Genomic DNA, 7,317 nt, shown 5'->3' with positions numbered 1-7,317 from the left:
CGGCACGCCGCACGGGCAGCGCGGCCGGCTACCAGCGCCCGAAGCGCACGGCCTCCTCGAACGGCCGCCGCCTCCGGGTCCACGGTGACGCGCCCTCCGAGACGCCCTGCTCCGCGCCGTGCCCGATCGCGATCGCGCCGATCGGCACGTGGCTCGCGGGCACGCCGAACTCCGCGCGCAGCCGGTCGAAGTCCTCCTCGGCGATGCCGAAGTACACCGCGCCGAGCCCTTCGTCGACCGCGGTCTGCAGGATCAGCAGCACGGCCATCCCGGTGTCGATGTGCCAGAACGGCACCGGCCAGTGGTCCTCGCTCCGGTCGGTCCACCCCTTGTCCGGCTCGGCGTACCGGTCCAGGTAGGCGTCCTTCACCGCGAACGCGACCACGATCACCGGCGCGGTCTTGGCGGTGTCCGCGGTCCACAGCTGCCGGACCGACTCGTGGAACGCCGCCGTCTCCTCGCCGCGCAGCACGAGGAACGCCTGACCCTGCGAGTACCCGGCCGACGGGCCGCGCAGCGCGTTGCGCATGATCCGCCGCACGCTCTCGTCCGACACCGGCTCGTCGGTGAACTCCCGCACCATCCGCCTGCGCCGGACCACGTCCTGGAACTCCACGAGAACCCCCTCCACCTCGACCGATCGCCTGCTCAGCGCAGGGTCGGCACGTCGCCGTTGCCCACCCGGACGACGTCGACGCCGCGCAGCCCGCTCCGCCACGAGGCAACCACATCGGCGAGGGCGGCGGGAGACACCGGGCGCCGGCCCAACCCGATCGCGTACCGGACCGCGTCCGGCGTGCGTTCGACCGGCCGCGGCCACGCGTGCGCGTCCGGCGTCCCCGCCACCTCCAACGCCGTGAGCAACGCCCGCATCCGGCCGCGGACCGGGCCGACCAGGTCGTGCGGCACGGTGACCAGCGCCCAGGCGGCGTGCACGCGGTGCGCGTCGGGCGGTGCGGACAGCCCGGGAGCTCCCGCTTCCGCGAGCTCCCACGCCCGGTACAGCTCGGCCGTCAGCAGGTCGCGGAACCCCGGGCCGACCTGCTCCGTGCACGAGCGCACGGGCGCGGTCGGCGTCATGATCGTCACCGGCGCGCCGGTGCGCCCTGGGGCGGTCGCCAAAGCGATCGGGTCACGCCAGTCCCACGCCGCCCAGGTCGCGAAGAACCCGGCGAGCAGGTCCGGCCCGTCCCACTCGCGCACGGTTCGCGCCGCGAGCACCGACCACCCCAGCCCGGGCACACCGCCGAACGGCGCCGAGTCCAGACCACGCGCCCGCGCCCACCCCTTGACCGCCCGGGCCAACCGCGCGAAGTCCTCACCCCGCCCACCGACCGCCGCCCGCACCGCCTCCGCGTCACCGACCGCGCTCAACGCCACCCCGTCGCCCGCCGCCACCGCGAGGTCCACCCCGAGCCCGTCCACGACGAAGCGGAACCCGGGCGACCGCGCACCGACCACCGGCCGGACAACCACCCCGGGCAGCGCGGCGGCGACCCGTTCGGCCACGGTCGTCGAATCCGCCACCTCGACGACCAGGTCGAGGTCGGCCTCGGGCAACCCACACCCCATCCGCCGCGAGCCGACGACGTGCACCACGTCCGGCGCGCCCGACCGGGTGCCGAGCGCAGCCGACAAGGCGCGGGTGACGCGGTCGGCCACCGCGTCCAGCGACGGTCCCGGCGGGGTGGCCGGCTCCTCGAACCACCGCACCTCGCCGGTGCCCAGCGCGACCGCCGCGCGCGGCAGCATGGGCCCGTCGCCCCGCCTCGACAGCACCACCACCTCGTCCACCCGGCCCGACCGCGCGCCGACCCCCTCCGCCGCCTGCCGCGAGCGGCCGACGGTGAGGTGCGGGGTGAAGTCGTCCCTGGTCCGGCAGGCGGGGAACGGCCGCCGCACCGCGTCGTGCAGCGCCCTCCACGGCGTGGCACCGGCCGCCGCCGGGTCGAGCCACACCACCCCCGGCCCGAACTCCCGCACGCCGTCCACCACCACCGGGAACGGCGGCACACCGGCGACCGCCTCGGCCAGCAGCGGCACGGCCCCGTCGAAGTCGGCTTCCGGCACGAACCCGAACAGCAGCGTCACGTGCGGCGGCCACCGGTCGGCCCGGTGGTCGTGCTCCCGCCGCACCCGCTCGACCTCCTCCCACGGCCCCGGCAGCCACACCACCGCGGTCCGCGGCGTCGGCGCCGAGTCGAGCACACCGGCGGAGGGCACGGCGGCCGCCAACCGCGCCAGCACCCCGTAGTGGTCGGAGGCGAACCGGCCGTCGACGGGCCGATCACCGACCAGCTCCGCGCCGACGCACCGCCACCCGCCGCGCACGAACACCCTGTCCAGCCGCGACCGGCGGCCGGACAGCGAGGACACCGCCGCCAGCGGGTTCACCACCGGGTCGAACGTCGGCGGCTCGTCGTCACGCGCCTCCAGCCACGCGTCGCGCATCCCGAGCGCGGCGGCCGGCCGCCGGCCGCCGTCGTTGAAGTCGCCGACGAGCACCACGTCGCCCGCCACCCCGGCGAACGCCTCCGCGACCCGCCCGAGCTGCGCCTTCCGCAAGGCCTGCCCGTTCGCGGTGTGATCGCTGGTCAGGTGGGTGGCCGCGACGACGAGCGGCCCGCCGGCGGTCTCCACCACGATCGCGGCGACGGCCTTGTGCGAGCCGAGCGGGAACCGGGCGGCCTCCAGCACCGGCAGCCTGCTCAACACCACCAGCCCGGTGCGGTCGACGTCCGGTCCGGTCGGGTCGACGTCGAGCGTGTAGCCCGCACGCACCCACGGCTGGGCCATGAGCGCGGCGAGCAGGTCGGGCTCGACCTCCTGCAACGCGATCACGTCCGCGTCGGCCGCCGCCAGCTCGCCGAACAGCAGCGGACGGCGGCGGGCCGTGTCGATGCGATCGCTGTCGTAGCGGTCCCACAGCACGTTCCAGGTGAGGAATCGCGCCGCCTCTGAAGCCCGGCCGGAGCCGGCCTCGCCACTGAGCGCCCGACCTCGAAACGCGCGACCGCCGGGAGACGGGTCGCGAACGACCGACGTGACCTCGCCGGCGGGGACCCAGCCGTGCAGCGGGTCCCAGGCGTGCGGGGTGCTCGCGGTGAAGACCGGCGCACGCAGGAGGCGCGGTGCCCGCACCCGGCCCGCCGCCGACTCGCCGACCCGGTCAAGCCCGGTGGCCCGGTCCCACACCACCTCGCCGTCCGCCTCCACGAACAGCACCCGGTGCCACGGCACCTCACCGCCCGGCGTGAACGCGGGCAGCGCGACCCGCTTGGGCCCCACCCCGCGCTGCTGCACGCCCAGCACGAACCGCGCCGGGTCGAAGCGCGGATCCCAGCGGACCTGGTGGTAGACCTGCTCGCTCGTGCGCATCACGGCTCCCCGGAATCGTCCGCGGACTCCACGGCGCCGCCCGCGCCGACGTACCACGTGCGGTGGGCCTGCCACGGGTAGGGCGGGCTGAACCGCCGGGCCTGGGCGTCCAGCACCGCGGCCGGCACGGCGTGCGCCCGCGACCCGTTGCGCCGGGCGACCTCTCGTTCGTCGACCAGCACCACCGCGTGCGTCACCATCGCATCGTGCCGCCGCGCGACCGCGTGCACCAACGCCCGTTGCGGCTCGACCAGCGACGTCGCGTCCCACACCACGGTCCGGCGCGCGCGCAGCGCGGCGTCGAGCCGGTCGAGCCCCGCCCGCAGCACCCGGGCGTTGACCCGCTGGTCGGCCCGGTCACCCGCCTCCTCGCGCAGGTCGTCCAACGACACCCGGACGTCGGCCGGCAGCCCCGCGGCGAACGTCGACTTGCCGCTGCCCGACAACCCCACCAGGTGCACCACCGACCCGAACCCGCCGGCACGCCACCGCCACGTCGCGGCGACGGCCTCCTCCACGTCCGGCACCCGCCCGGCCCGGATGCCCGCGTCCCGCGCCTCGGCCCAGCACCGGTCGGCGGCCGGCCCCGAGCGCTCGCGCAGCCCCGACCGCAACCGGTCGAACGACCCGACGTCCTCCGCGTGCAAGGCGGACCAGGCCACCTGGTCACGCGCGTCCGCGCCGGGCGCGACGGCGGCCGACACGGCGTGCAGCACGTCGAGGTCCACCGCGGTCGAGAAGCGCAGCAGCCCGGCCCGCCGCGCCTCGTCCGGGAACGGCTCGTGCAGCAGCCGGTGCAACCCCACGAGATCGCCGACGCGCCGCGCCACCCCGACCCCGACCGGACCCGCCAGCAACGACATCACCCGCCCGCGCCGGAGCCGGCGCGCCGCCACCGCCAGCACCCCCGCCAGCCGGGCCTCCCCGCTCAACCCCGCCGCCACCGCCGCGGCCGGCTCCACGTCGCCCTCGTCACCGTCGAGCCCGACCGCGTCGAGCAGCGCGGACAGCTCGAACGGCGCGCCCGACCGCACGTCCCACAGCACGGAGCCGGGCCCGAGCCCGTTCGCCACCACCGGCGCCGCCATCCAGTGCGTGCCGGTCCGCACGTGGTGCGGGCGCACCCACTTCGCCACCCGCCGCCCGAACTCGGCCCGCCCGAACCCCTCGGCGGTCCGCACGACGAACCCCTCCTGCCGCGCCGCGTCGACGCGCAGCCGGCGCAACGCCCGCTCGTCGAACACCCCGCGCCACAGCACCGGCGGCACGGGCACGCCGAGGTCGCGCAGGAACCGCGCGGTCCGGTCCCAGTCCAGGCAGCGGTCGCCGTCCCACACGGAGAACCCGTAGAACCAGCTCTCCAGGTCGTCGTACCCGATCGAGTGACGTGCGTAGACGTTCTCGCCGCAGATCCGCCACCCTGCGGGCAACCGCGACCCGATCCGCCCCTGGAGCCCCTTGACCCACGACCGGGACGGGTGGTGCGCCGAGTCGAGCGACCGCGCGTGCACCCCGTCGGCGTACAGGGTGGTGTTCTCGCCGTCGAGCTTCTCGGTGACCACCACCTCACGGCCCCTCAGCGCGTCCAGGTCGGCGACCCGCACGTCGTCCGCCGACGCGCCGGGCGACCACGGCAGGTGCGGCGTGCGCGGGTACGGCGTGCGCATGACCCCTCCCACCACTGGATTCCGGGTGAACCATAGAGATCGCCGACCCCGCTGATCGACCGGTTTTCGGTGGTGTCCCGGTCCGCCGGACGACTGGATACGATGACGATTCGACGAAGGTCGAACAGAAAGGACGAACGTGGAAACGCTCGAGTTCCAGTCGGAGGCGCGTCAGCTCCTGCGGCTGATGATCCACTCGGTCTACTCGAACAAGGACACGTTCCTGCGCGAGCTGGTGTCCAACGCCTCGGACGCGCTGGACAAGCTCAGGCTGGAGACGTTCCGGGACAAGGACCTGGTCGCGGACACGTCGGACCTCCACGTCGCCATCGAGGTGGACCGGGAGGCGCGCACGCTCACGATCCGGGACAACGGCATCGGCATGACCCGCGAGGACGTGATCGGGCTCATCGGCACGATCGCCAAGTCCGGCACCGCCGAGTTCCTGCAGAAGCTGAAGGAGTCGAAGGACTCCGCCGCCTCGCAGGACCTCATCGGCCAGTTCGGCATCGGCTTCTACTCCTCGTTCATGGTCGCCGACAAGGTCACGCTGGTGACCAGGCACCCGCGCGCGGAGGGCGTCCGGTGGGAGTCCACCGGCGAGGGCACCTACACGATCGAGGACGTCGACGACGCGCCGCAGGGCACCTCCGTGACCCTCCACCTCAAGCCGGCCGACCCCGAGGACCACCTCGCCGACTACACGTCGACCGCGAAGATCACCGAGATCGTCAAGAAGTACGCCGACTTCATCACCTGGCCGATCCGGCTGGCCGCGGAGGACGGCGCCGAGCCGACCACGATCAACTCGCGCAAGGCGCTGTGGGCGCGGCCCGCCTCCGAGGTCACCGAGGAGGAGTACGCCGAGTTCTACCGGCACGTCAGCCACGACTGGAACAAGCCGCTCGAGACGATCCGGATGCACGGCGAGGGCGTGTTCGAGTACCGGGCCCTGCTGTTCATCCCGTCCCAGGCGCCGCTGGACCTGTTCATGCGCGAGCGCAAGCGGGGCGTGCAGCTCTACGTCAAGCGCGTCTTCATCATGGACGACTGCGAAGAGCTGATGCCGGAGTACCTCCGGTTCGTCAAGGGCGTGGTGGACGCCCAGGACCTGTCGCTCAACGTGTCGCGCGAGCTGCTCCAGCACGACCGCCAGATCCAGCAGGTGCGCCGGCGGCTGGTGAAGAAGGTGCTCTCGACCGTCAAGGCCATGATGGCCGACAAGCCCGAGTCCTACGAGACGTTCTGGCGCGAGTTCGGCGGCGCGGTCAAGGAGGGCCTGCTCGCCGACCCCGACAACCGCGACGCCATCCTCGACATCGCCTCGTTCGCCTCGACGGCCGACGCGGAGAAGCCGACCACGCTCGCGGCCTACGTCGAGCGGATGAAGGACGACCAGCGGCACATCTACTACATGACCGGCGACTCGCGGGCCACGGTGGAGAACTCGCCGCACCTGGAAGCGCTGCGGGCCAAGGGCTTCGAGGTGCTGATCCTCACCGACCCGATCGACGAGATGTGGGTCGACGCCGTGCCGGGGTACAAGGAGAAGACGTTCCAGTCGATCGCCAAGGGGCAGGTCGACCTGGAGACCGAGGAGGAGAAGGCGCGGGCGGAGGAGCGGCAGAAGGACTTCGCCGACTTCCTGACCTGGATGACCTCCACCCTGACCGACCAGGTCAAGGAGGTGCGGCTGTCCTCGCGCCTGACCACGTCGGCCGCGTGCGTCGTCGGCGACGCGCACGACCTGACCCCGACCCTGGAGAAGATGTACCGGGCGATGGGCCAGGAGCTGCCGCCGGTCAAGCGGATCCTGGAGCTCAACCCCGACCACGCCCTGGTCTCCGGCCTGCACAAGGCCTTCGCCGACCGCGGCGGCGAGGACCCGTCGCTCGCCGAGTCGGCCGAGCTGCTCCACGGCATGGCGCTGCTCGCCGAGGGCGGCGACCTGCCCGACCCGTCCCGCTTCGTCCGGCTGATGTCGGACCACCTGGAGCGGACCCTGTGACGCCCTGAGCCGCCCTGAGCCCCGTGCGGGCTCCCGCCCACCGCGCCGGGAGCCCGCACCCGGTTCACCGACCTCCACACCTCTGAGGCCCTCACCCAACTACCACAACGGGCCTCCACCTCCGAGGCCCTCACCAACTACCCACAACGGACCCGCCACATCCCCACCTAGGCCCGATTTGACATGGGTTCGGGTGCTTTAGGCTGGTCGAAGCCGGCAGGCCCGGCGGGACGCTTTTCCCCGCCGGGCCAGCCGGCTTTGGCC

The 7,317-nt window shown here is 73.9% G+C and carries 4 protein-coding genes; 1 reads left to right on the top strand and 3 read right to left on the bottom strand.

What is annotated here, in order from left to right:
* Positions 1-28: 28 nt before the first annotated feature.
* The 3 genes from AB0I91_RS44395 to AB0I91_RS44385 are packed head-to-tail and all read right to left on the bottom strand — an operon-like array spanning position 29 to position 5,045.
* Positions 29-616: a nitroreductase family protein gene (locus AB0I91_RS44395; RefSeq protein ID WP_498778480.1), complete on the bottom strand. Its 588-nt coding sequence runs from the start codon at positions 614-616 to the stop codon at positions 29-31.
* Positions 617-648: 32 nt separating this feature from the next.
* Positions 649-3,378 carry an RNA repair domain-containing protein gene (locus AB0I91_RS44390; protein ID WP_499642304.1) on the bottom strand — a complete coding sequence of 910 codons (2,730 nt, stop codon included), beginning with the start codon at positions 3,376-3,378 and terminating at the stop codon, positions 649-651.
* Positions 3,378-5,045 (bottom strand): RNA ligase family protein, encoded by a 1,668-nt coding sequence (locus AB0I91_RS44385; RefSeq protein WP_498778478.1) that lies wholly within the window; start codon positions 5,043-5,045, stop codon positions 3,378-3,380. Before AB0I91_RS44385 ends, AB0I91_RS44390 begins: the two co-directional genes overlap by 1 nt.
* A gap of 139 nt (positions 5,046-5,184) precedes the next feature.
* On the opposite strand from AB0I91_RS44385, the gene htpG reads away from it, so the two are divergent.
* Positions 5,185-7,053 (top strand): molecular chaperone HtpG, encoded by a 1,869-nt coding sequence (gene htpG / locus AB0I91_RS44380; RefSeq protein ID WP_498778477.1) that lies wholly within the window; start codon positions 5,185-5,187, stop codon positions 7,051-7,053.
* The last annotated feature ends 264 nt before the right edge of the window (positions 7,054-7,317 follow it).

It is taken from the genome of Actinosynnema sp. NPDC049800 (assembly GCF_040656635.1).
Lineage (GTDB): Bacteria > Actinomycetota > Actinomycetes > Mycobacteriales > Pseudonocardiaceae > Actinosynnema.
The sequence above is the reverse complement of the archived record's forward strand: the minus strand, read 5'-3'. Positions and strand labels throughout refer to the sequence as shown.

Excerpts from the sequence above, each read along its gene's own strand:
- AB0I91_RS44385 (WP_498778478.1), bottom strand. The coding sequence starts at position 5,045 with ATGCGCACGCCGTACCCGCGCACGCCGCACCTGCCGTGGTCGCCCGGC.
- AB0I91_RS44390 (WP_499642304.1), bottom strand. The coding sequence starts at position 3,378 with ATGCGCACGAGCGAGCAGGTCTACCACCAGGTCCGCTGGGATCCGCGC.